Source organism: Nonlabens xiamenensis, from assembly GCF_003865345.1.
Lineage (GTDB): Bacteria > Bacteroidota > Bacteroidia > Flavobacteriales > Flavobacteriaceae > Nonlabens > Nonlabens xiamenensis.
In genome coordinates this window covers 153902-179124 of the sequence record NZ_RMVE01000001.1, presented here as the reverse complement: position 1 = coordinate 179124, position 25223 = coordinate 153902, and the positions used below count along the sequence as shown (strand labels likewise).

Here is a 25223-nt window from a genome sequence, read left to right as displayed (position 1 = left end):
AGCTTTGGGAGGCTAATCAACACATTATGCGAAGAATAGGATGTTTATTGTTTTTTATTACTTTATCAATTTGCCAGGCGCAAACCCCAGATAGGCCCACTTTTGATCAAATGCTGCAGCAGTCAAAAGATTTGACCGCCTTGCGTGACAAATATGCTTCCAAAGCTGAAATTCGCCAGGATTTGAATATTCTGATGCAGATTGATGCAGGCTTCAGCGAAGAGGAGTTGAAATTGCTAAAATCGCTCTACAGTTTTCTGGAAAACCCTTACAGTTGTGAGCCTGTGTATGACATCAGCGCGGCCGTGAACATCATTGGTGATGGGAGCCAAAAATTGACTGACATGATGGATACGCAAGCGGAAAGCCAATTGAATGTCCAAGCTGTTCTTCAGCCACTAAGCTTTGAGATAGCCAACAATGTAGATGAAGAAGCTCCAATTAATTTTGACACCTCAAGCACAGGACTATTCGGCAACGGCGATTCGACCGCATTTGCAGATGCGCTCTCCAGATTTTTGGTGGATCGCGTCAAACAAGAAATCATTATCGAATTCTACAATGTTTTCCGTAGGGAGTTGGACAGAGAATATCAACTCATTCCTCTCAAAAATGATCTTCAACAAAGTAAATCTAAAGCTAAGGCTGGCAATGGTAATACCAATGATGTTGAGGATGCAGGATATGTCACAGTGACCCTGGCAGAATTGTTTCCGCAAACAGCCTCATTATTTAATTACCAAGATATTTACACCGCTCCATCTAACGGAAAAGTATGGGGTGCTGCCTATAAAAGCGATTTGGAACAACTCCCCAGTAATTTTGTACAGCTGCTCATCAACCATCCAGCCCTGCAGAATCAAGAGTTTGTACAACTTTTGAAAGTTTCTCAGGAACTTTTACCACTGTTTGAAGGAGGGTTGACGTTACAGGAGGCCGATCAGCTGATCTTAGGTATATTGAGTTTAAAACCTGAATTTGAAGAGGTAGCTGCTATCTACAAGTTATACAGGTTTTGGATGACTGAACTCGGGGGGGATACTTTCAATTTTGATGATTATGAAAGTTTATCGGAAAGGGAAAAACAATATTTCAGTGGTCTCATGTTTCAACAATTAATTCATATTCCCGAATTGGAAGACTTGAAAGCTGATTGTAATGTTGGAAAGATCAAAAATCTGGTGGCAGGATTTAAGAGCTTTAGAACTTCTTTCCAATTAATGGACGAAAGGATGAAGTTCATTGCAGCTGATGGATTCCCGTCAATGGGATACCGTCAGTATCTTGTCGTTTCTGATATTGGTTTTGCTGCAGCAACCGAATTAGCACAACGTTGTCAGGAGGCTGAGGCTGGAACAGATTTGATATCCGCCTTTACAAAGTCTAGGGTGTCATTAGATTTTATGGTGAACTTACCAGAAAACAATACTGCCCAAAACCTGTTGGGATTAATTCAATTGAATGAAAGTCTGCAAATATTTCCAACGGGATCCAAATTTTTTAAAAACCTTGTTTTTTACTCCAATTTTTTGATCGATCTTGAATCTGCGGCAAGCGAAGGTGATGTTGATCAAATGGAAGCTGTGTTACAGCGATATGCTCTTCCCGTAGGTTCCTTTCGTATGAAGCGAGGTGCGAGTTACTCTATAGATATCAATGCCTACCCAGGGGTTATGGGGAGTCTCGAAACTAACGCAGGTAATGCGTTGACTGCCGGAATAACTGCGCCTTTAGGGATAGCCTTTTCTATCAATCACCCTGGAGAAGAAGAAAAAAATAGTGGTGCCTCCAGCTCGCTATTTTTATCTGTAATCGATTTGGGAGCTCCCTTTGCCTATAGATTTACCAACGATAGTTCAGAGGGTTTACCACAAGAAATTACTTGGAAACAACTTTTTGCGCCAGGCGTAGCCTATATATATGGGTTCAAAAACACACCAGTATCGTTGATGGCTGGCGTGCAATGGGCTCCAGAACTGCGTTCTTTTGATCAAGAAAATGGTTCTGCTAAGAATATTTTCCGGGTGAATCTGGGGATAACAGTAGACATTCCTTTATTCAACCTATTGATTTCTGATAGTCACAACGAATCTGACTTGTACAAAGATGCTCGAAATCAGGTGGAAAACGAATAAAAAAATTAACTAAAACCCCGGTTAGATTTAACTAAAAATATCGCTTTTGCAATAGACTATCAATGTACTTTTAGATTGTAAATTAAACGTCATAACATCATGGCAAACAAACCAGCAAAAGGTCCGAAAAACTTCGGTAAACCTGTTTCAAAACCTGCGGCAGCAATGCCAAAGGCCAAGAAGGCTGCTACTAGAAAGAAGTAGCCTCTTGCAACCGGGAAATTTCCCGTTGACTTTTCAACTGATCTTCAACTACCGTCCCTACAAAAGAGGCGGTTTTTACTTTTTATTAAGTATTGGTTTTCTTTTTTAACTAATTGTTGGGCGAGCTTAGGTTTCATTTGCGGGTATTTTTGCAAAATGAGAGGGTTAATATTAACTGGTATAACCTTATTATTTTGGGTACAATTGTGGGCTCAAGTTGGGATTCAGACAGCAGATCCACAAGCCTCTTTAGAGATTGCTAGTGTCAATCCTGCGGCACCCAACAATGATGAAGGTTTATTGATTCCCAGACTAGATGCTTTACCTGCCATCAATCCTGGTGCTGATCAGGATGCGATGCTCATCTACCTTACGACAGCTTCCGGGAATCAGACCCCAGGTTTTTATTATTGGAATAATCCCACTACTTCGTGGATAAAGATGGTACCGCAAACACAAATTATGATGCGTACACTGTCTATTTCTACCTTTAATGATGGTGACGCATTTAATTTTTCTAATCTGAGTTTTTCTAATATCGACGGTGCTGTTTATAATGCGGGCACTGGGGAGTTAAGTTTGCCAATTGGTATTTATGAGGTGGAGGCGCAGATAAGATTGAATTCGCAGCATTCTGTTGATTTTAATATTGAAAGAGGTGGTGCTGCCATACCAGGGACTGTTTTTGGAGCTACTAACCCGACTTCCTTTTTGACCAATGCCAGTACCGTTCCTTTGAAATCAGTTTTTCAGGTGACAAATCCAGCAGACACGATTAATTTCAGGGTGAGCAATATCTTTTTTCAATCAGGATCGCCTCCTAGTGTTTCAATTTTAGGAGGGAACTCCTATCTGATCATAAAGAAACTAGGTTAATCACCTATTTTATTACAACTTTATAGGTTTCCTGTGCTGAGGGAGCTGGAATATTTACATTTTTGCCTTTTAAATACATCGAGGTGTTGAATTCAAATAAGATGATTATCGGTCGAACCGATCGCGCTGATTTCCCCAAGTTGGAAATTAAAGGTATCGATATAAAAATCGACACCGGTGCTTATACCAGCAGTATTCATTGCAAGGATATAGAAGAGGTCGACGGTGTACTTTACGCTACATTGTTGGACGAGGCCCACGAGCAGTACCACGGAAAGCGATTGAGCTTTGAAGAATATAAAATTACCAGCGTGCGCAGTAGTAACGGCCAGGTAGATTTGAGGTACGAGGTTCAGGCTAATATCCGCATTTTCAAAAAACTCTACAAGATATCCTTAACTTTGAGCAATCGAGAGGAGATGAAATACCCAGTCTTGATCGGGCGCAAGTTTTTGACTCCAAAGTTCATGGTAGACCCTGAATTACAGGATGTCTCCTACTTACAAACCCAACATGAAGATTAACATTCTATCCCGTAGTACGGGACTTTACAGTACCAAAAGACTTATTGAAGAGGCCAGGGCTGCCGGTCATATTGCCAAAGCCATCAATGTATTACATTGTGACATTAAACTGGAGAAACAAAAACCAACTGTGTACTATCATGGTGAGCGTTTGGTAACGCCAGATGCCATTATACCCCGTATCGGAGCTAGTATAACCTTTTACGGTACAGCTGTAGTTCGCCAGTTTGAAATGATGAATGCGTTCACAACGGTTAGCTCGATGGCATTGGTACGCAGCAGGGACAAACTACAGAGCCTACAATTACTCACCCGCAGTGGCGTAGACATGCCCAAAACCGTATTCACCAATTTTGGAGAGCATACGGACGCAATTTGTTCAAGGGTAGGAGGACCACCAGTAGTCATTAAAGTATTGGAAGGTACCCAAGGTATTGGGGTCAATCTCGCCGATACGATTGAGCAGGCTGATGCGATTATCGATGCCCATAATGATTTGCGTACCAGGGTAATTGTTCAGGAATTTATCAAAGAAGCAGGTGGAGCAGATCTTAGGGCATTTGTAGTAGGAGACCAGGTGGTAGGAGCTATGAAAAGACAAGCACAGGAGGGCGAATTCAGATCCAATCTCCACCGTGGAGGAACTGCCAAAAAAATCAACCTTACCAAAGCTGAAGAACAAACTGCTATCAAGGCCGCCAAATCCCTCGGACTGGGAGTTTGTGGTGTAGACTTGTTGCAAAGCAGTAGGGGGCCTTTGGTGCTGGAGGTAAATAGTTCGCCTGGACTGGAAGGAATTGAAGGTGCTACAGGGAATAACATCGCTGGCGCCATTATCAAGTATATCGAAAAAAGCGTAAATGCTTAAGGAAATCAAAATATTTGATACGGTCATTGCGCCTGGTAAGAGCTATAAGCTTAATTTCAACATGGCCAAGTTGTATACCTCCACCAGCGTGGAAGTTCCTGTGATCATCGAGCGCAGTAAAAAAGCTGGACCAGTAGTGTTGCTTACTGGTGGTATTCATGGCGATGAGATCAATGGCACTGAAGTGGTTCGTCAAATTATTTCCAAGAAGCTGAATAAGCCTGCTGTAGGAATGATTATCGCTATACCCGTTTTGAATATTTTTGGATTCCTAAACAATCAACGAGAATTTCCTGATGGTCGTGACCTGAACAGAGTGTTTCCTGGTACAAAATCTGGTGCCTTGGCCAGTAGATTTGCCTATCACATCACAAAAGAACTCTTGCCTCATGTGGACTTGATCATGGATTTTCATACGGGTGGGGCTCAGCGATTTAACGCTCCACACCTCAGGGTATCTCAGTTGGAAGTCAAGTCGTGGGAATATGCCCAGATTTTTAATGCACCTTTTTTGATGCATGCTAGAAACATCAAAAAAACCTTTAGAGCCACCTGTAGCGATTTGGGCAAGCCATATCTGTTATTTGAAGGCGGAATGTCAAGCCACAATGATAAAGAAGTAGCTACCGAAGCCGTAAATGGAGTATTGAGGGTACTGGACCATCTCCACATGCTTAAACCAGATGTACAGATACCGGAAGTCAAAGCACCATCTATTGTCATAACGGATTCAAAATGGCTACGAGCTAAATATTCTGGTTTGCTACACCCCAAAGTAGAATGCGGTAAATACGTGACCAAGGATGAGTATATTGCCACGATCACGGATCCATATGGCGAACTCAGGTATAAAGTTAAGGCACCCCATGCCGGTTATGTAATCAATGTGAATTTGAGTCCGCTGGTTTATCAAGGCGATGCGATCTTTCATATTTCCAAACACCAGGATGACAAAAGCCGAGATCAGGAAGAAGTATAAGGCCAAACGTCAGGCGTTTGCTGCCACGGATATTGAAACAAGTAGCTTGGCATTGGCCAATAATGCACTGTCTGCTCCCATTTGGGACTATCAGACCTACCACATTTTTTTGTCCATTGAAGCACAAAAAGAAGTTCAAACGGATTACTTGCTGCACATCCTGCAAGGAATGGATAAGAATGTGGTGGTATCTAGATCCGATTTTACTACTGGGGACATGTCACATTACTTATTAACCGATCAAACCCGGTTGATTTTTAACGCTTATGGTATTCCAGAACCTGATCTACAGGCAATACCCATTCAAACTTCAGCCATTGAAGTCGTATTTGTTCCTTTGCTGGTGTGCGACATCAAAGGTAATCGTATAGGATATGGTAAGGGGTTTTATGATCGTTTTTTGAATCAGTGTTCAGCCACAACAAAAAAAATCGGATTGTCATTATTTAACCCTATACCAGAAATCATCGATAAAGAGGCGCACGATGTCGCGCTAGACATGCTGTTAACGGATAATTCTATTTTTCATTTCGTTTAAATGTTATAATTACGGATAATTAGTAAAGTCTGAATTTTCTGAATTTTCACATTTATTTAGTATTTTCACGCTGCTGCAGGAATCGTTCCTGAAGCTTTAAAAACGTTTTCCCCTAAGAGACGATGAGGATAAGCCCTAAGAAAAGTCTTCAGCAACAGCTAGAGGACAAGGATTATTTTTTAAAGGAGACCGCGCTAATCACAGAAACTGGCTCCTATAGTGCCAATTTGGAAACCGGATACTGTTTTATGGATGACATAGGACGAGGTGTATTGGGGTTGCCTCAAGATTATGCATTTAACATGGGCACCGCTTTGGATTTGTTTGCCGATCAATCAGATGCGGCATTTAAGTTTCAAAATTGTTTGAAGGGTTTCAGCTTTGAAGAAGATCTCCAATTGGTGACGTACCAAGGTAAAAAGATCTGGGTCAAAGCTACAGGCAAACCATTGAAATCTGAAACTGGTGAAATTATCGGAATCAGAGGTGTTTTCACAAGTATTGATCGATTTATCAGTCAAGGAAAGGAGTTGGTAGCTCATGCTAAAGTTATTGAAGCCCAAAATGAGCGATTGGTACATTTTGCTCATATCGTTTCTCATAATCTGCGTTCCCATGCAAGCAATTTGGAATTGACTTTAGAAACTTTTGCCGACTCTTCCAACCAGCAGGAGCAAGAGGTTTTTAGGAGTTATCTGGATGATATTTCCAAGAGCCTGACACAAACCTTGGCTCATCTGAATGAAGTAGTAACTATCAATACGCAAAAGAAAACTACTGAATTGATTAACTTTCAGGAAATCTTGGACCAGGTTCTTGCTACACATCAGCCGCTGATAGATTCGACTCAGGCAAAGATTAATGTCGATTTTTCTGCCTTAAGTGAAGCAGAGTATATTCCGCATTTTATGGCCAGCATTATGAGTAACATGGTCTCTAATGCAATTAAATATAAATCCCCTGAACGTCAGTTGGTTCTGAATATTCGTACAAAAGTCAAAAAGGGGAAGCTCTTAATGATCTTTGAAGATAATGGGATAGGAATAGATATGAAAAAACACGGTGCCCAACTGTTTCATATGTACCGAACATTTCACGATAATTCTGATGGAAAAGGCGTAGGCCTGTTCCTGACCAAAAATCAAGTAGAATCCTTGGGAGGAGATATTTCTGTCTCTAGCGTATTAGGCAAGGGAAGCTGTTTTACTGTGAAACTTTAGTGTATGAACAGAACTACCGCGCAAAAAGCCTGTATTGTCGACGATGACCGACTCTATGTGAGTCTGATAAGAATGTTGATTTATAAGCACAAACTTGCAGAAGAACTTATCATTTTTGATAACGGACAAAAAGCGGCCGATTTTTTCCTTCAAGAGTTGAAAAAACCAAAACCTGATTTACCAGAGGTTGTGTTGCTAGACCTCAACATGCCTGTTATGGATGGGTGGGAGTTTTTGGACGCCTTGGAGCCCTATGCCAACAAGCTGGCGGCTAGTTCTATAAAAATTAATGTGGTAAGTTCGACGATTAACCCTGCTGAAATTAAAAGAGCTTCTGAGCATGCCATCGTTAACAATTTTATGACCAAGCCGATCAAGAAAAATTCAATGATCCAGGCCTTTATTAAAAAAGTTCCAGCTTAGGCGGTCTTTCTATTATCAGGGAATGCTTTTTTACTGAAAAGTACCAGAAGTATCACACCAACGGTAATCGCACTGTCTGCAATATTAAATATGGCATTGAAAAACTTAAATTTATCGCCACCAACCACAGGCATCCACTCTGGCCAATAGCCTTCAAAAAGGGGGAAATAAAGCATATCTACTACGTGTCCGTATCCCAAAGGGGCATATCCTCCACCTTCTGGAAATGCGGTGGCTACTGCACCGTGATAGCTACCGGAAAAGATGACACCATAAAATACAGAATCAATGATATTGCCCAATGCACCGGCAAAAATCAGCGATATACAGATAATCAGAATGCGATGCCCGCCTTTTTTAACGCTTTGATAGAGCCAATAGCCTATACCACCGATAGCAAAGATCCGGAAGACCACCAATATGATCTTACCGTAGTCTCCAGGAATTTCCATCCCCCAAGCCGCACCAGCGTTTTCGTAAAACAGTAATTGAAATTTACCCCAATCCACAATGGGAGCCTCATTACTGCTGGTTAAGGTATAATTAAGCTTGATATAAATTTTACTAGCCTGATCGATAACTAGGACAAGTAAGATGATCAAGATGGCTCTGGATAATTTCATTGGTGATTGTTCAAGCTGCTAAAATAATACTTATTCGGGCTTTGAAAAAACCGAAATATTCCCCTGGATACTTTCCAATCGGGCAACGTGTCTAACTAGTCGTACAGGAGCTGGAACCTGGGTTTCACCAGTTTTTGAACTGGCCATTATATCATAGTTCTTCAAAATAGCTTTCAGATTGGCATAAACAGAGACGTAAGTTAAGTCGCCCTGGATTTCTCTGATCAAACAGCTGCCAGATTGCTGATTGACATAGATCGATGTGTAGATCCCGGTTATATCTATATCGGCAGGCCTGGCGTTGATCACCAGCTTTTTGCCTTCGGGGATGTAAATCCTGGCTTTTCCGTCGACCACCTTATGTGCGCTTAGTTTATCTTGAGGATAATTGAATTCAGGGCTTTGTGGATCGCTGAACTTTAGCGTGTCTGCAATGATCCGCGGATTTAAAACAACTGAATTATGATACTCGCCTGTTTGAAAGGTGTTGACCTTTACCTGCGCTTGTTTGTGGGTTGTGATTTCCAAATGTAGATATTCCTCTAGCTGGATATCCACAACACTAAATGTCGCAGCATTTATTTGGAGTTCGCTGGATTGTACAGGCGGTTGTTGTGCCTTCGCTTTCGCGAAAGCGAACAAAACTAACAGCTGGAAAGCGAACAAAAAAAACCTTTGAACAACCGAATAAACCCATAGATCTTTCATGTTGCAAAGGTTTTTATGAAGTTCCAAGTCTTGCAGACCTGAATTATTTCTGCATGTTCTTGGCTTCTATGCTCAAGGTAGCATGTGGTACCAATTCCAAACGTTTTTTATTGATGAGTTTTCCGGTCACTCGACATACACCATAGGACTTATTCTCTATCCTGATCAATGCATTTTTCAAATCACGGATGAATTTTTCTTGACGTATGGCCAATTGCGAGCTTGTTTCCTTGCTCATTACCGCGCTTCCCTCATCGAAAGCCTTGAACTGAGGTGCCGTATCATTGGTGCCGTTGTCAGCATCATTCATATAGGCGCTTTTGATCAGTTCGTACTGTTCTTTGGCCTCAGCAATTTTCTCTTCAAGAATCTTTTTAAAGTGTGCTAGTTCAGCGTCGCTGTACCTTAACTTTTCATCTGTATTGGTCTCACTCATTTTTTTTAAATTTTTGTCACTGCAATGACGGTACTGATGTCGTCAAAATCAATTACCGTACCGTTATTGACTTGTGGTATTATGGTTAATTGGTCGGCGAGCGTCTCATCTTTGATATAACGCTCATTGGCAACAAGCGCCTCATCCATTTCCTTATGTGAGGCAATCTCAATATTGATGCGATCCGTGACCTCAAGTCCAGAGTCCTTCCTGATATTTTGAATACGATTCACAATTTCACGTGAAATCCCTTCCCTCTTTAACTCCGGTGATATAGTTACATCGAGTGCAACGGTAATGCCAGATTGGTTTGCCACCAGCCATCCTTCTATGTCCGATGAAGTAATCTCTACGTCATCGGGCGTCAAAGTAATATCTTTTTGGTCAAGCTTGATTAATTTTTCGCCTGTTTTTTCCAACAAAACAATGTCTTCTTGTTGAAAACTTTTGATGATAGCGGCCACTTTCCCCATATCCTTACCGAAACGAGGCCCCAAAACTTTAAAATTTGGTTTTATTTCCTTGACCAGGATACCACTTGCATCATCGATGAGTTCCACTTCCTTCACATTTACTTCACTTTTGACCAGGTCGGCAATGGCCTCGATTTGTTCCCTGTCCCGCTGGTCCAAAACTGGAATCATGATGCGTTGCAAGGGTTGCCTTACTTTAATAGACTCTTTTTTACGCAAGGACAAGGTCAGGCTCGAAATCACTTGTGCCTTGTGCATTTTTTCTTCCAGTTGTTCATCAATCATGCTTTGATCAGCGGTCGGGAATGTAGAAAGGTGTACGCTCTCAGCCTCCTGCTCTTCACAAACATTGGTCAAATCCTGGAACAGTTGATCCATATAGAATGGAGCTATAGGTGCACCTAGTTGGGCTACTGTTTTCAAACAACTATACAAGGTTTGATAGGCAGCAATTTTATCCTGCTCATAACTTCCTTTCCAAAATCGTCTCCTGCATAAACGCACGTACCAATTGCTCAGGTTTTCCGTAACGAAGGTTGTGATGGCTCGCGCGGCTTTGGTGGGTTCATAGTCTTCGTAATAAGCAGTGGTGTCTTTGATCAGGGTGTTGAGTTCAGATAAGATCCAACGGTCGATTTCTGGACGTTGATCTAAAACAATACTGTCTTCTGCATGGGTAAAGCCATCTACATTGGCATAAAGGGCAAAGAAACTATAAGTGTTATACAAGGTTCCAAAAAACTTGCGTTGGACTTCAGTAATACCTTCCTGATCAAACTTGAGGTTGTCCCAGGGATTGGCATTACTCACCATATACCAACGCGTAGCATCTGCGCCATAGGTGTTTAGGGTGTCAAAAGGATCAACCGCATTGCCAAGACGCTTGGACATTTTCTGTCCGTTTTTGTCCAGGACCAATCCGTTGGATACCACATTTTTATAGGCCACATCATCGCTGATCATTGTTGCAATTGCGTGTAGCGTATAGAACCAACCACGGGTTTGATCCACTCCCTCGGCGATAAAGTCGGCTTTGCGCAATTGCTGTTCTACCTTTTCTTTGTTTTCAAAAGGATAATGCCATTGCGAGTAAGGCATGGAACCAGAATCAAACCAAACATCGATCAAGTCTGCTTCTCGTGTAAGACGCTCACCGTTTTTACCTACCAGGAAAATCTGGTCCACGACGTTTTTATGTAGATCGACCAAATCATAATTGGCTTCACTCATATTGCCTGCCTCAAACCCTTCAAAGGGATCGCTCGTCATTAGGCCAGCGGCTATGGATTTCTCAATTTCTTGCTTCAATTCTTGAATAGAACCGATAATTTTTTCTTCCGTACCTGTATCGTTGCGCCAGATGGGAAGAGGGATGCCCCAAAATCTGGACCTGGACAGGTTCCAATCATTGGCATTGGCCAGCCAGTTGCCGAACCGACCTTCACCAGTAGATTGTGGTTTCCAATTGATACTTTGATTGAGTTGGTGCATTCGGTCCTTAAATTCAGTGACCTTGATGAACCAGCTGTCTAGAGGATAGTACAAAACAGGCTTGTCCGTACGCCAGCAATGTGGATAACTGTGCACATACTTCTCTACTTTAAAAGCACGGTTTTGTTCTTTTAATGAAATGGCGATATCCACATCCACCGAGCGTTCTGGAGCCTCTTCTGGATTAAAATACTCGTTTTTTACGTATTTCCCGCCCACTTCAGGTAGCTCATCGCGGAATTTCCCCTGTAGATTAACCAGCGGTACCGGATTTTGATTTTCATCCAGGACCAACATAGGTGGAATCGAGGGTTCTGCCTGTTTAGCGACTAAGGCATCATCCGCTCCAAATGTCGGTGCAGTATGCACGATTCCCGTACCGTCTTCCGTAGTGACAAAATCACCAGCAATCACCCTAAAGGCATCCTGTGCATTTTCATAGGGCTGGGCATAGTCGAGAAGCTGCTCATATTTGATATTAACTAATTCTTGTCCCTTGCAGGAACCCAAGATTTGGTAAGGTATCTTTTTGTCTCCTAAACTGTAGGCTTGTTTCGCTTGCGCGAAAGTCAATTCCCCTTCCTTTACCGACTTATCCTCACTGGAATAAGCTTGATATTTTTTACCGAACTGTTTTGCTACCAAAGCCTTGGCAATGATCACCTGCATAGGTGCGCCCGTATATTGATTAAAGGTTTCTACCAGTACATAATCAATCTTAGGTCCCACAGTCAAAGCAGTGTTGGAGGGCAAAGTCCAGGGAGTTGTGGTCCAAGCCAGGAAAAATACTTCTCCTTTCGTGTCAAAAGGCAGTTGGGAAGGATCTTCAACTTTAAACTGCGCCGTTACCGTGGTGTCTGTGACATCCTTGTAACATCCTGGCTGGTTCAGTTCGTGCGAGCTCAGACCTGTACCGGCGGCAGGGGAGTAGGGTTGGATGGTGTATCCTTTATAAAGTAAATCTTTGGAATAGATCTGCTTGAGCAACCACCAAACACTCTCCATGTATTTGGGTTTATAGGTGATATAGGGATCCTCCATGTCTACCCAATAACCCATATCGTCTGTAAGTTTGCTCCAAATATCGGTGTACTTTAAAACGGCATCTTTACAGGCTTGATTATATGCTTCTATGGATATTTTGGTTCCGATGTCTTCCTTGGTAATACCTAGGGCTTTTTCAACTCCCAATTCTACAGGAAGCCCGTGTGTATCCCAGCCGGCTTTACGGTTGACCTGATAGCCTTGTTGGGTTTTAAAGCGACAGAACAAATCCTTAATGGTACGCCCCATCACATGGTGAATCCCAGGCAATCCATTGGCTGATGGTGGTCCTTCAAAGAAAATAAAAGGCTCATTCCCCTCCCGAGTCGTCACCGACTTGTTGAAAATATCCTGCTGCTTCCAAAAGTCCTTGATGCGTTCATCCACTTCCGGCAGGTTCAATCCTTTATATTCCTTGAATTTATTGCTCATCGCATGCATGTTTTACGGCTGGCAAAAGTACGGAATTTAGGAGTATTTTATAAGGCTTAAGGAAAGGCAAATCCTTGGGAGGAAAACGCCAGAAATTTGCCAGGTAGTTTTGCTAGAATTATTGCTTTTGTAGGCCGAACTTTTGCAAGGGGGTCAACACGTATTTGTTGGGACTAGTATTCGGGTGCCATAAACAATTACCTAGATAAAAAAAATTAGATCTTCCAATGCCGGTAATGTAGAGCAGTGTTCATTCCACACCTATTTCCACTACAAATCCTTCATGGCTTCTCAGGTTCATGACTTTGCCATTTTCAAATATCAGATATTGACCTTTGATGCCTTTTAAGATTCCTTGGTGTTCAGGTGTTTTTGATAAATTGACGCTGCTTACTTTTTTAGGGTATTCCAGTACAGGAAACTGGATGTTCCACTCTTTTTGTTCGTCGAGAATATAAGCTTTGGCTTCTTCGGGAATATGGTTGAGCAGGCTTTCGCGAAAGCGCAACAAATCCACATCCTCGATATCGTTGGTGAGCATCTTACGCCAATTGGTTTTATCTGCTACATGCTCTTTTAAGGCGACTTCAGTAATTCCTGCCAAATAGCGGTTGGGCGCCTCTAGAATCGAAATGGCCTCATGGGCACCTTGGTCAATCCATCGGGTGGGGATTTGGGTTTTACGGGTCACGCCCACTTTCACATTACTGCTGTTGGCCAAATAAACAATGTGCGGTTTAAGTTGTACCTTTTTTTCGTATTCCAGATCTCTGTCTTCTTCGTCGAGATGAGCCCTGCTCAATTCTGGTTTCATAATCCAGTCACCGGCTTGCGGAATCTGAATAAAGCAATCATAGCAGAATCCCTGTCGCCATATTTTTTTGTCCAGTCCACAGTTCAGACATTCATTGGCCACGTGTTTTATACGCACAGATTTGTTTAATAACTGGTTGACATGAATAAACTCATCCCGGAACATCAGGTAATATTGAACGGTTTCCTTGAGCTCGGTTTGCATTTTTTGAATTGTCCCGGTTATGACCATTTTAGTATTTTTAAAAAATGAAGAGAGTATCTTTAGACCCGTAAAAATACGGCTTACCCCAACAATTCATGGCAAATGCACTTCTCAATTCGGTCGTCTCCTGGTTCCTAAAGAAACGGATCCATGATATGGAATTGTTTCTTAAACATCCACAGGAATTACAGGAAAACATCCTGCACGATTTAGTTTACTTTGCCAGACAAACAGAAATTGGTAAAAAATATGGGTTCGACAGTATCAAGTCTTACGCCGATTTTGCCGATCGTGTACCCGTTTCAGGTTATACTGATATGGAACCTTTATTTAATAGATCCAGAAAAGGGGAAAACAATATTTTTTGGCCTACTGATATTAAATGGTTTGCCATGAGTAGTGGTACCACTGGTTCCAGAAGTAAATTTATCCCTGTAAGCCAGGAATCACTGGAAGATTGCCATTATGCTGCTGCCAAGGATCTTTTGTGTATGTATCTCAATAATAATCCTGAGTCTAAACTTTTTACCGGAAAAGGATTAAGGTTGGGGGGGAGCAAGCAAATAGATCGTAGCTCAGGTACCGCAGCGGGTGATTTAAGTAGTATTTTGATTGATAATATGCCATTTTGGGCTGATTATAGTTCGACGCCCACCAATGAAGTGGCACTCATGGCAGATTGGGAGACCAAAATGCCTGCCATCGTGAGGGAAACTATCAATGAAGACGTCACTTCACTTGCTGGTGTGCCTTCCTGGATGATGGTATTGCTTAATAAAGTGTTGGAAAACACGGGTAAAAATAACATTCTCGAGGTATGGCCGCATATGGAGGTCTTCTTCCATGGAGGTGTTAGTTTTGATCCTTATGTCGATCAATACAAGAAACTCCTTCCCAATGACAACATCAAATATTACGAGAGTTATAATGCTAGTGAGGGCTTTTTTGCCATCCAAGACACTAATGATAGCAAAGAATTGCTTCTAATGTTGGACTACGGTATTTTTTATGAGTTTATACCCATGAAAACTTACGGTACCGATGAGGAAAGGGTGATCCCATTAAGTGAGGTAAAGCTGGGGGAAAATTATGCCATTGTGATCACAACTAATGGTGGTTTATGGAGGTATAAGATTGGTGACACGGTCAGATTCACCAGCACAAGTCCTTATCGGATCAAAGTTAGCGGTAGGACCAAACATCATATCAACGTGTTCGGAGAGGAATTGATTATTGAAAATGCTGAACAAGCCCTCAAGAAAACCATGCAAATTGTTCCCAGTTCCATCAAGGATTACACAGTGGCTCCCATTTTTATGGAAGGTAAGGAAAAGGGGGCCCATGAATGGATGATTGAGTTTGACCGTGCACCCGATGATTTAGAGAGCTTTGCTCGAGCTCTGGATCTCGAACTTCAGAAGGTAAATAGTGATTACGAGGCCAAGCGCTATAATGACCTTACTTTAAAACACCTTAAAATTCACCAAGCCAGGCCAGATACCTTTTATTTGTGGCTTAAATCAAAAAATAAGCTAGGTGGTCAACATAAGATTCCCAGACTGAGCAACAAGCGGGAATACATGGACGAGTTATTGGCCATCCACCAAGAAAGGGTACTGGAGGTTTAGAGGTGAGTATTTTTCACACATTTTTTTAAAATGTCTGTCTTCACATTCACATAGGTGCAAACCCTGTTATAATGACGACTAGCCCATGCAACCAAACTGTGAAATAAATACTTTTACAAGAAAAGCATCGCACAGGTTGATCCTGAACTAAAGACAGTCCTATTTTCTCACCCAGGTTTCGTAATCAAAGGAGTGTTTGTGTTTGTCATCGGCAGGGTGGTGTAGCGAGTTCACCAGTTTCCATTTGCTTTCATCGATGTTTGGGAAAAAAGTATCAGACTCAAAACTGCCGTGTACACGCGTAAGTTCGATCACATCAGCCATGGGCAGGAATTGTTTGTAAATTTCGCCTCCTCCAATAATAAAGGGCTGGTCATCGCCGGCTGCTGTGGCCAGAGCGGTTTCTAGGTCGTGTACCACAATTCCTGCTTTTGTTTTATAGTGGGTGTCTTTGGTGAGTATGATATGGGTACGGTTGGGCAGTGGCTTAGGGAAACTTTCGAAAGTTTTGCGTCCCATGATGATATGATGGCCAGTCGTAAGCTCCTTAAATCTTCTAAAATCATCCGGAAGGTGCCAGACCAGATCACCGTCTTTTCCCAACTCGTTATTGGCGCCAGCTGCTGCAATCATGGTAATCTTGCGTTGGCTTTCAGGTTGATCCAATACCAACTTGGTTTTAGGCGCAACAAATTCTTTTTGGACCTTCTTTTCCAATTGTGCGATGCGATCCTTTTGCTTCTGCACCAGGAGGTCATACTGACGTTTCTCCCACTCAGGACCCAATAATCTATTGGTAATAAACACATTAAAGGCATGGTAGGCGAGCAGCAGCAACCACAGGAAAATTACCCAGATCCACCACTGGATGTCCAGTATTCTTGGAATGTCAGCGACGTTAGGCCGATTGGCAATAATGATTAAGCCTAGTGAACCGATCAAAAAGACCACAAAATGAGTGAATAACAAACGCTTCTGCTTGATACGCCTTCTGGCATTTTCAATCAGTTCCTTTTGTTCTGGGTCAATTGCCGAAGCATTCTTTTTCTTGTTGCCAAACATTAATCTTACTTTTATATCAAATGTACACTTTAGCCTTTTTTCTTTTCTTAATCTGATGAAAAACTTAAGAGACGAGTACCCCTTACTTAAACAATGCACCTATTTGGATACGGCCTACCACGGATTGATGTCTGCTGGACTATTGGATCATCGCCGCCAGATGGACCTGCAAATACACCAGCACGCCAGTCGTTTTACCCATACCAGAAACGAGTTGGTACATGCCGTACGCACAAAACTCTCAGGTTTTTTGGAATCTGATTACGCAAACACCGCATTGATTCCTAATTTTTCTCTAGGATTCAATCGTTTGCTTGAGGCGTGGGACAAAAACATCAAAATACTTTTGCTGGAAAACGATTATCCATCCATTAATAATGAAGTGGAATCGGCGGGTTTCCAAACTGTCTATGCACCCATCAGTCATCAAGTAGAACAAGATATTCACGAAGCATGCGAAAAGTTCCAACCTCAAGTATTTTGTTTATCTCTGGTTCAGTACATTTCTGGAATTCAAATAGACATGGAATTTCTCCAGCAACTCAAAAAGGATTTTCCAGACTTAATAATCGTTGCAGATGCGACCCAATTTGTGGGAAGTAGGAAATTTTGCTTTCGCGAAAGCGGCATCGACGTACTTATCGCAAGCTGTTACAAATGGCTACACGCCGGTGGAGGCAATGGATTTATTTGTGCGCAAGAATCTTCGCTGTCTAAGGTCATACCCAAAAGCCGACGCATTTATGCCGCTTCTCATGGTGATGAGGTAAGTACTTTTATAAGCAGGTTTGAGCCTGGACATCAGGATATACTTTCTTTTGGTAGTTTAGGTTATGCTTTGGACCAAGCCACAAGCATTGGATTAAATAAAATCGAAAGTCTTCAGCAGGAGTTGTCTCAAAAAGCTAAAATTAGTCTACAAGACCGCGGGCTCTTGGATAAAAGTATGGCTGAAAGAACCCAGCATTCCAGTATTTTTAATATTCCAGGTGACCAAGCACTGTTTGACCGGTTACGCCAACACGATATCATAGTTTCCCAACGCGGAGCAGGAATACGGATCAGTTTTTGCTATCTGAATACGCTAGAAGACTTGTCTAAGCTGTTGAAAGTCTTAGATTTGTAAACGTGACCAACCTCTATGAAAGCCTTATTTCCGCTTGTTTTTCTATTGTATTTGTTCTCCAATGCCCAAAATCCCAATGATTGCAGCAATGCTATTTTGTTGTGTGGGGATACCAATATCGGCATCGATCCATCTGGTGTGGGGATGGACGAATTCAGCCTTCCTGGAAATCCGGTTCCCAGCTGTTACAACTTTAGAGCAGATCAGGCTTGGTTCAGGGTAGAGATAGAAATGACAGGAGATTTCACCTTTGAAATAATACCTGATGTAGCTTTGGCCGATTATGACTTTGCCATTTTTGGTCCAACCACGGATTGCAGTAACTTAGGTCCTGCGATACGTTGTTCCAGCACTAATCCTACCAATGCAGGAGTGTCAGGTAATACTGGTCTGAATGATACGGAAACTGATGTGAATGAAGGGCCGGGTCCCAACGGCAACGGATTCCTAGCCAGTATTCCCGCTAATACGGGTGAAGTTTACTACATACTCGTGGGCTTGGCAGTGGGAAATGGAGGGTTCTCTATGTCCACCGGAGGTACGGCACAGTTGCCACCTGTTCCGTCCGCAAATGCCATTCCAGATATTGAGACCTGCGACAATTTAGGGCCGCAAGACGGTTTTCGTGAATTTGACTTTTCCAGTTTAGACGCAGATATTCTTCAGGGACAGAACAATACCACTGTATCCTACCATGAATCACTTAATGATGCCAATATCGGTATCAATCCCATCAGTTTTCCATTTATAAACACTATTAATCCGCAGACCATCTTTGCCAGGGTAGAACGCTCGGATTCCAATTGCACAGATTTTACTGATTTTACTGTAGTAGTGGATGATACCAATACACTTGATATTGCCGATCCTATCATTATTTGCTCAACTAATTCTTCCGAAGTTTATGATCTAGCCAATGTTATCGATCAATGGGTACCCAATCCCTCTGATGTGAACATCACTTATCATCTTAGCTCATCTGATGCAGAAAATGATTTAAACCCTCAAAGCAGTGTCTTTACGGCCACAACCACGCTTACGAGTTATTTTATCAAAGTGATCGATCCTACCGGCTTGGAATGTGAGTATGTGATCGAAGTTCCCTTGCGCGTAGCCAATCCGCCGGCAGCAGCCAATCCGCCAGACCTGGAAAATTGCGATGATGATTTTGATGCAGAGGTTGGGTTTGACCTCAGAGAACAAGACATGGTTATTTTAAACGGGTTGGACGCCAGTCTGCACCAAATCGCCTATTATGCGAGTCCGACTGACCGCACGAACGAATCCGCTGCCTTGTCAAATCCCTATGTAAACGTTCAGAATCCGCAGCAGATATATGCCCGTGTAACCGAAAGCTCTACCCAGTGTTTTACGGATGTTAGTTTTCAAATTCGGGTACTCCCCAAACCCGCTTTACAAGATCAGGAAGACATCATTGTTTGCGTTGATGCTGAAGTTCCTACCTTGATAGGTGTTGAGGCAGGTTTTGAATTTTATCAATGGAGTACAGGCGAAATGGGTGATTCTTTCAATGAAATCTCTATTGATCAACCTGGAGATTATTCGGTTACCGTGACCAATACTTTTGGTTGTGAAAGTAGCCTCACCATCACCGCCTTAGCCTCTGATATTGCCGTTTTGGATGATATCATTATCCAGGACTTCAGGAATGGAGACAACACCGCAGAATTTATCGTGTCTGGACCTGGTGAGTACGAATTTGCTGTTGACGATGGTTTTTATCAGGCCTCCAATTTTTTCAGCGGTCTGTATAAAGGTTTTCATACGGTCCGGATCAGAGACAAGAATGGGTGTGGTGTCCTGATCAGCGAATTTGTGGTGTTGGATTACCAGCAATTTTTCACTCCCAACGGTGACGGTTTTCACGATACCTGGACATTTGACGGCATCACAGCATTCCCTGAGGCAGTGATTTTTATCTACGACCGGAACGGTAAATTATTGCACCAGATGGCTCCTGAAGGACCAGGTTGGAACGGTACTTATCTGGGAAATCCTTTGCCTTCCAGTACCTACTGGTTCAGTCTTGAGATACCCAACAAACCATTGATTAAGGGATACTTTGCTTTGAAGAGGTAAGGATGCCCAGCATTGAATTCAATTAACTTTAGATATATTAAAAGCTTTGTAAATTGTTATTTCCTGAGCGCTTCCAGTCGCTGTTTGGCAAATTCCTGTTCTTGTGCACTGCCTAGATCAATTACTTTTAACAGATAACTCTCTGCTTTATCCAATTGATCCAGCTGTTGGTAGTTGTTTGCCAGATTCCCTAGGACAATCGTGTCGCTAGGATTTATTTCTTCCGCTTTGCGTAAATAAAAGATCGCCTGATCAAACTCTCCCTGTAAGCTGTAAGTAATAGCTATGTTGGACCAGCTCTCCACATGGGTGGGATAAAACTTCAACACTTGAAAAGCGATACGGCGCATGTTCTCTAACAAACTATCATCGCTCGTATTGTATAATTGTAATTGGTAATCTTGAATGGAACCCAGCAAAAAATCTTGGCCTTCCGTAAGCTTTTCATTATCAGCCCAAAGCCATTGATTATCATTTTTCTGGCTATATACTACAGTGATCAATATTTCTTGGGTAAATCGTTCCCATAATGGTACTTGTCCCAGTACATAAGTTTTTCCAAATCTCAAATCCAGGCGGTCCGGATGATCTTTTATGGCCTCATCAATTTTTGATAAGCCTTTCTCTAACTCCGAGAGGTCAAATACAAAGTGACTGCTTAGATAAGCTTTTTCATTTCCTAGGCTATCCTGAATGGCCAATCCAGCTCCTTGAGGAGCATCAGTGGTCATGTTAATCACCTCTTCTCTCGATTTTCTAAAATGATAATTTAATAAACTGATCTTTAGATCAATGTCATCAGGCTTGGCGTCTTCCCATTTATCAAGCACTAAACGCTGGTTCAAGGTATCCTGGTTAACAAAATAAGTGTTGAATTCGCTTTTAAAATCCTGTGCCTGGACTAGTAAGCCCACCAAGGAAAAGATAAAAAACAAAGTAAATTTTTGTTTTGGGTGAGTAAAATGCTTTAAAATCATACTGAAATTTACTTATGGTTGATTTGCTTAATGCGCCTCCAGCCAGTCCTGGCCAACGCCGACTTCTACATCTAACGGAACGCTCAAGCTATAAGCATTCTGCATTTCTTCCTGGATCATTTTTTTCATGTCTTCCAGTTCGTCTTTGTGGATATCAAAAACCAATTCATCATGAACTTGCAGCAGCATTTTTGAGCGGCAATCCAATTCTTCCATTTTGCGGTGAATGTTGATCATGGCGAGCTTGATGATATCGGCAGCGCTTCCCTGTATGGGAGCATTTACCGCATTGCGCTCAGCGGCACCACGTACCACAGCATTGCTGCTGTTGATGTCCTTGAGGTAGCGTCGTCTCCCTAATACTGTTTCCACATATCCGTTTTCCCGGGCAAAATTCACCTGGTCGTCCATGTAGGCCCTTAATTTGGGGTAAGTTTTATAATAGGTATCAATCAGTTCCTTGGCCTCGCTACGATCCAGATCGGTCTGGTTACTCAACCCAAAGGCACTGACACCATAAATGATACCGAAATTGACGGTTTTGGCATTGCTACGTTGCTCTCTGGATACTTGATCAATATCTACATTGAATACCCTGGCCGCAGTAGAAGCATGAATATCTTCCTTGTTTTGAAAGGCAGCGATCATATTATCTTCCTCACTCAAAGCAGCAATGATTCGCAATTCGATTTGGGAATAGTCGGCCGCCAGGAGGATGTGATCCTGGTCTCTGGGAATGAAGGCTTTACGCACCTGTCTTCCACGTTCTGTCCTTATCGGAATATTTTGTAGGTTGGGATCTGTCGAACTCAAACGGCCAGTGGCGGCAACAGTTTGCATGTAGTTGGTGTGTATGCGTTGGGTTCTGGGGTCGACCTGATTGGGTAATGCATCCACATAAGTGCTTTGCAATTTTGTAAGGCCACGGTATTCCAGTACATCGGCAATGATTTGATGATCAGCAGCCAGATAGCTTAATACGTCTTCTGCGGTAGAATATTGACCTGTTTTGGTTTTTTTAGGTTTGTCTACCAATTTTAGTTTACCAAAAAGGATTTCCCCCAGCTGTTTGGGAGATCCAATATTGAATTCTTCTCCGGCTTCTTTGTAAATGTTCTGTTCCAGTGCAGCAATGTCTTCAGTTAGCTTTCGCGAAAGCGTGCCTAAATAATCTTCATCCAGATTGATACCTTCTATTTCCATTGCGGCTAGGACTTTCAATAACGGCATTTCAATATCTTGGAACAACTTGTCTGTACCAGCCGCTTTCAGTTCGGGTACAAAATGTTCCTTGAGTTGGAAAGTAATGTCTGCATCTTCAACCGCATATTCTTTTTGCTTTTCCAGGTCCACCTCCCGCATGGATTTTTGGTTCTTACCTTTTTTACCGATCAATTCGGTAATGGATTGAGGCGTATAATTCAGGTAGGTTTCGGCCAGGATATCCATATTGTGCCTCATATCCGGATTGATGAGGTAGTGCGCCAGCATGGTGTCAAACATTGGACCTTCTACCTGAATGTCGTATTTGTGCAATACTTTGATATCATATTTCAGATTTTGGCCGATTTTTTCAATATCTGGAGAGGCAAAGAAGTCTTTGAGCTGGTCGACAACTTGTTGGGCATCATCTCTATCGGCCGGAATAGGAAGGTAATAACCTTTTCCTTTTTCCCAGCTAAAGGCTATTCCGACTAATTCAGCTTCCAATGGATCCAGACTCGTGGTTTCTGTATCAAAGCAAACACTTTGTTGCTTCATCAAGGTCTGAAGGAAAAGTTTAGTCCCCATACCTTCTTCCACCAATTGGTACAAGTGATCACGGGTCGCCAATGTCTCTCGACCTGTGGTGGCCGCTTCGGCAGCGGTGCCGGATCCGGGCGTGTCAAAAAGTGAAAATTGGCCAGAAGCATTGGAGGTTTCGCTTTGGTTGAGTTTTGTTTCAGTCCCCTGATCCAGGTCTTTGGCAAAAATTTTGGCCATTGTTTCCTTGGCTCGTCTAAATTCGAGTTCGTCAAATATTTCATGAACTCCTTCTACATCAGGGTCGTCCAGGGTGTATTTAGAGGCGTCAAACTGCACTGGACAATCCAGCTTAATGGTGGCCAATTGTTTGGAGAGTCGGCCCAAATCTGCATTGGCTTCCACCTTTTCTTTCATTTTACCTTTCAACTGGTCGATGTTTGCCAATAATCCCTCCATAGATCCGTAGGCTGCGATAAACTTTTTGGCCGTTTTGTCTCCCACGCCAGGCAATCCTGGAATATTATCACTGGCGTCGCCCATCATCCCCAGATAGTCGATGACCTGCTCGGGTCGCTCGACCTCAAATTTTTTCTGTACTTCTGGAATTCCCCAGATCTCGATGCCATTTCCCATCCTGGCAGGTCTATACATATAGATGTTTTCTGACACCAATTGCGCGTAATCCTTATCAGGAGTTACCATATAAACCGTAAAGCCTTCTTTTTCGGCTTGTTTAGACAAAGTTCCTATAAGGTCATCAGCTTCAATACCTGCTTCTTCCACAATTGGTATATGCATGGCTTTGAGAATACGCTGGATGTAAGGAACGGCGATTTTAATGGCTTCTGGAGTTTCATCCCGATTGGCTTTGTAATCGGCATACATCTCGGTACGCTCGGCACTTCCTTCTTTGTCGAAAGCCACCGCGAGATACTCGGGTTTTTCACGGCGTATAACGTCAAATAGACTATTGGTGAATCCCATGATGGCACTGGTGTCCATGCCCTTTGAATTGATCCGTGGATTTTTAATCAAAGCATAATATCCGCGAAAAATCAAGGCGTAGGCATCCAGCAAAAAAAGTCTCTTATCGTCGGTTCCGTCGTTAGTCACACTGTAAAATTTAAATAATGGCTAAAGATACTTATTGATCCGTCCAAATGGGAACCCGATCCTTCATATTTATCCACCAAAACCTGTCTCAATCACTAATTTCCCCTGAAACTTTCGATTGGCCACAAATTAATCCTTGGTTTGTTTCTAAGCTTTTAAGTCGGTAACCGTATGACTCACGCTGCTTGATTTCTTTAACGCTACACTAAGAATTGTCCAAAAATTTAGGTTTAGTTTAGCGGGATGAAGCGTTTTGTCGTAGTCATCATTATTCTCATTGCTCTTGAGTTCTATTCGTTTCAACTGATCCGTACTTTATCCAGAGGACATTGGTGGAAATGGGTCTATCTCGCTTTATCCTTAGGTGTGGTACTCAATCTGATCCTACAATTTATTTTAAACTCTGATCGCAGTCAGTTGTCACCCGCCAGGGACTTTGCCATCACCCTTTTTATCGCCTTTTTTGTGGCCAAGATTGTCTTCTTCTTGTTTATGTTTGGAGAGGATATCTGGAGAGTGAGTAAAGGAGTGATAGATTCGCTTTCGCGAAAGCGGACAACTACCGATCATTTTTTACCCAGTAGGCGTTCTTTTATTGCAAAGTTAGGGCTTGCAGCTGCTGCATTGCCTTTTGGTGCTATATTCTACGGTGCCTGGAAAGGAAAGTACGATTACCAGGTGCGCAGATATGAGCTGAGTTTTGATGACCTACCAGAGGCTTTTGACGGTTACCAGATTACCCAGATCAGTGATATTCATGTCGGATCATTTGATGACCGTGAAGAGGTGCAGTACGCCATCGATCTTGCCAACCAACAAAACAGTGACATCATCTTTTTTACAGGTGATTTGGTCAATAATATTGCCAAGGAAATGGAGGGCTGGGAAGATGTTTTTGGTGCGTTAACCGCCACGGATGGGGTCTTCTCTGTACTGGGGAATCACGATTATGGGGATTACGCAGAATGGCAGACTCCAGCTGCTAAGGAACAAAATCTTCAAGATTTATTTGATATCCAACAAAGGATGGGTTGGCGTTTATTATTGGATGAACATGAGACCATTAACAGGGGCAACGATGAATTGCATGTGGTAGGCGTGCAGAACTGGGGTGGTGGAAGGTTCCCAAAGTACGGTGACCTGCAAAAAGCCTCCCAAGGTATCAACGACAACGCATTTAAAATCTTACTGAGCCATGACCCCACGCATTGGGATCTCCAGGTAAAAACTGACCCCAAGAAATACCACTTAACTTTAAGTGGCCACACCCATGGTATGCAAATGGGCGTGGAGATACCAGGCTTTTTAAAGTTGAGCCCTGCCTGGTTTGTATATAAAAAATGGGCTGGTATTTACAAAGAAATGGACCAGTACCTCAATGTAAATCGTGGTTTTGGCTTTTTGGGATATTCCGGTAGGGCAGGTATCTGGCCTGAAATAAGTGTAATTACACTGAGAAAAGGGAAGAACTGACCATGT

The 25223-nt window shown here is 42.4% G+C and carries 20 protein-coding genes; 12 read left to right on the top strand and 8 right to left on the bottom strand.

The window, feature by feature from the left end:
* Positions 1-26: 26 nt before the first annotated feature.
* From EGM47_RS00805 to EGM47_RS00770, 8 genes are all read left to right on the top strand, one after another.
* Positions 27-2135 (top strand): hypothetical protein, encoded by a 2109-nt coding sequence (locus EGM47_RS00805; protein ID WP_124978868.1) that lies wholly within the window; start codon positions 27-29, stop codon positions 2133-2135.
* A gap of 360 nt (positions 2136-2495) precedes the next feature.
* Positions 2496-3215 (top strand): hypothetical protein, encoded by a 720-nt coding sequence (locus tag EGM47_RS00800; RefSeq protein WP_124978867.1) that lies wholly within the window; start codon positions 2496-2498, stop codon positions 3213-3215.
* Between the two features lie 101 nt (positions 3216-3316).
* A complete protein-coding gene (locus EGM47_RS00795) occupies positions 3317-3739 on the top strand; it encodes an ATP-dependent zinc protease family protein (protein ID WP_164510796.1) in 423 nt (140 codons plus the stop codon).
* On the top strand, positions 3729-4607 hold the full coding sequence (rimK, locus tag EGM47_RS00790; protein ID WP_124978866.1) for a 30S ribosomal protein S6--L-glutamate ligase: 879 nt from the start codon (positions 3729-3731) through the stop codon (positions 4605-4607). The genes EGM47_RS00795 and rimK overlap by 11 nt, the downstream gene beginning before the upstream one ends.
* Positions 4600-5586 carry a succinylglutamate desuccinylase/aspartoacylase family protein gene (locus EGM47_RS00785; protein WP_240642043.1) on the top strand — a complete coding sequence of 329 codons (987 nt, stop codon included), beginning with the start codon at positions 4600-4602 and terminating at the stop codon, positions 5584-5586. The genes rimK and EGM47_RS00785 overlap by 8 nt, the downstream gene beginning before the upstream one ends.
* The gene (locus EGM47_RS00780) at positions 5555-6124 is read left to right on the top strand and encodes a 5-formyltetrahydrofolate cyclo-ligase (RefSeq protein ID WP_124978865.1); all 570 of its coding nucleotides are present in this window, start codon (positions 5555-5557) and stop codon (positions 6122-6124) included. Before EGM47_RS00785 ends, EGM47_RS00780 begins: the two co-directional genes overlap by 32 nt.
* 122 nt (positions 6125-6246) lie before the next feature.
* The gene (locus tag EGM47_RS00775) at positions 6247-7344 is read left to right on the top strand and encodes a sensor histidine kinase (RefSeq protein ID WP_124978864.1); all 1098 of its coding nucleotides are present in this window, start codon (positions 6247-6249) and stop codon (positions 7342-7344) included.
* Positions 7345-7347: 3 nt separating this feature from the next.
* Positions 7348-7767, top strand: a complete 420-nt coding sequence (locus tag EGM47_RS00770; RefSeq protein WP_124978863.1) for a response regulator — start codon at positions 7348-7350, stop codon at positions 7765-7767.
* Here the strand turns inward: EGM47_RS00770 and EGM47_RS00765 are convergent.
* The 5 genes from EGM47_RS00765 to EGM47_RS00745 all read right to left on the bottom strand — a co-directional run bounded on the left by EGM47_RS00765 (position 7764) and on the right by EGM47_RS00745 (position 14019).
* Positions 7764-8390: a lipoprotein signal peptidase gene (locus tag EGM47_RS00765; protein WP_124978862.1), complete on the bottom strand. Its 627-nt coding sequence runs from the start codon at positions 8388-8390 to the stop codon at positions 7764-7766. The two genes, EGM47_RS00770 and EGM47_RS00765, sit on opposite strands and share 4 nt — an antisense overlap.
* 30 nt (positions 8391-8420) lie before the next feature.
* Positions 8421-9098, bottom strand: coding sequence for a hypothetical protein (locus EGM47_RS00760; RefSeq protein WP_124978861.1), 678 nt, complete (start codon positions 9096-9098; stop codon positions 8421-8423).
* A 43-nt stretch (positions 9099-9141) separates the two neighbouring features.
* Entirely contained in the window at positions 9142-9534 is a 393-nt protein-coding gene (locus EGM47_RS00755) for a TraR/DksA family transcriptional regulator (RefSeq protein ID WP_124978860.1), read from the bottom strand.
* 5 nt (positions 9535-9539) lie between these two features.
* Positions 9540-12974: an isoleucine--tRNA ligase gene (ileS, locus tag EGM47_RS00750; RefSeq protein ID WP_124978859.1), complete on the bottom strand. Its 3435-nt coding sequence runs from the start codon at positions 12972-12974 to the stop codon at positions 9540-9542.
* A gap of 250 nt (positions 12975-13224) precedes the next feature.
* Positions 13225-14019 (bottom strand): DUF2797 domain-containing protein, encoded by a 795-nt coding sequence (locus EGM47_RS00745; protein WP_124978858.1) that lies wholly within the window; start codon positions 14017-14019, stop codon positions 13225-13227.
* A 68-nt stretch (positions 14020-14087) separates the two neighbouring features.
* Here EGM47_RS00745 and EGM47_RS00740 point away from each other — a divergent pair, with 68 nt between their 5' ends.
* Positions 14088-15620 carry a GH3 auxin-responsive promoter family protein gene (locus EGM47_RS00740; protein WP_124978857.1) on the top strand — a complete coding sequence of 511 codons (1533 nt, stop codon included), beginning with the start codon at positions 14088-14090 and terminating at the stop codon, positions 15618-15620.
* 159 nt (positions 15621-15779) lie between these two features.
* On the opposite strand, the gene EGM47_RS00735 is transcribed toward EGM47_RS00740, so the two are convergent.
* Positions 15780-16682, bottom strand: a complete 903-nt coding sequence (locus tag EGM47_RS00735; protein ID WP_124978856.1) for a dihydrofolate reductase — start codon at positions 16680-16682, stop codon at positions 15780-15782.
* Positions 16683-16737: 55 nt separating this feature from the next.
* Between EGM47_RS00735 and EGM47_RS00730 the strand changes: the two genes are divergently transcribed.
* Together EGM47_RS00730 and EGM47_RS00725 are read left to right on the top strand one after the other, a co-directional pair.
* The gene (locus tag EGM47_RS00730) at positions 16738-17808 is read left to right on the top strand and encodes an aminotransferase class V-fold PLP-dependent enzyme (protein ID WP_124978855.1); all 1071 of its coding nucleotides are present in this window, start codon (positions 16738-16740) and stop codon (positions 17806-17808) included.
* A gap of 15 nt (positions 17809-17823) precedes the next feature.
* Entirely contained in the window at positions 17824-19908 is a 2085-nt protein-coding gene (locus EGM47_RS00725) for a T9SS type B sorting domain-containing protein (protein ID WP_124978854.1), read from the top strand.
* A gap of 56 nt (positions 19909-19964) precedes the next feature.
* Here the strand turns inward: EGM47_RS00725 and EGM47_RS00720 are convergent, their stop codons facing one another.
* Both EGM47_RS00720 and polA read right to left on the bottom strand, forming a co-directional pair.
* Positions 19965-20885: a tetratricopeptide repeat protein gene (locus tag EGM47_RS00720; RefSeq protein ID WP_124978853.1), complete on the bottom strand. Its 921-nt coding sequence runs from the start codon at positions 20883-20885 to the stop codon at positions 19965-19967.
* Between the two features lie 27 nt (positions 20886-20912).
* Positions 20913-23744 (bottom strand): DNA polymerase I, encoded by a 2832-nt coding sequence (gene polA / locus EGM47_RS00715; protein ID WP_124978852.1) that lies wholly within the window; start codon positions 23742-23744, stop codon positions 20913-20915.
* A gap of 243 nt (positions 23745-23987) precedes the next feature.
* Here polA and EGM47_RS00710 point away from each other — a divergent pair, with 243 nt between their 5' ends.
* On the top strand, positions 23988-25217 hold the full coding sequence (locus tag EGM47_RS00710) for a metallophosphoesterase (protein WP_164510795.1): 1230 nt from the start codon (positions 23988-23990) through the stop codon (positions 25215-25217).
* Positions 25218-25223: the final 6 nt, after the last annotated feature.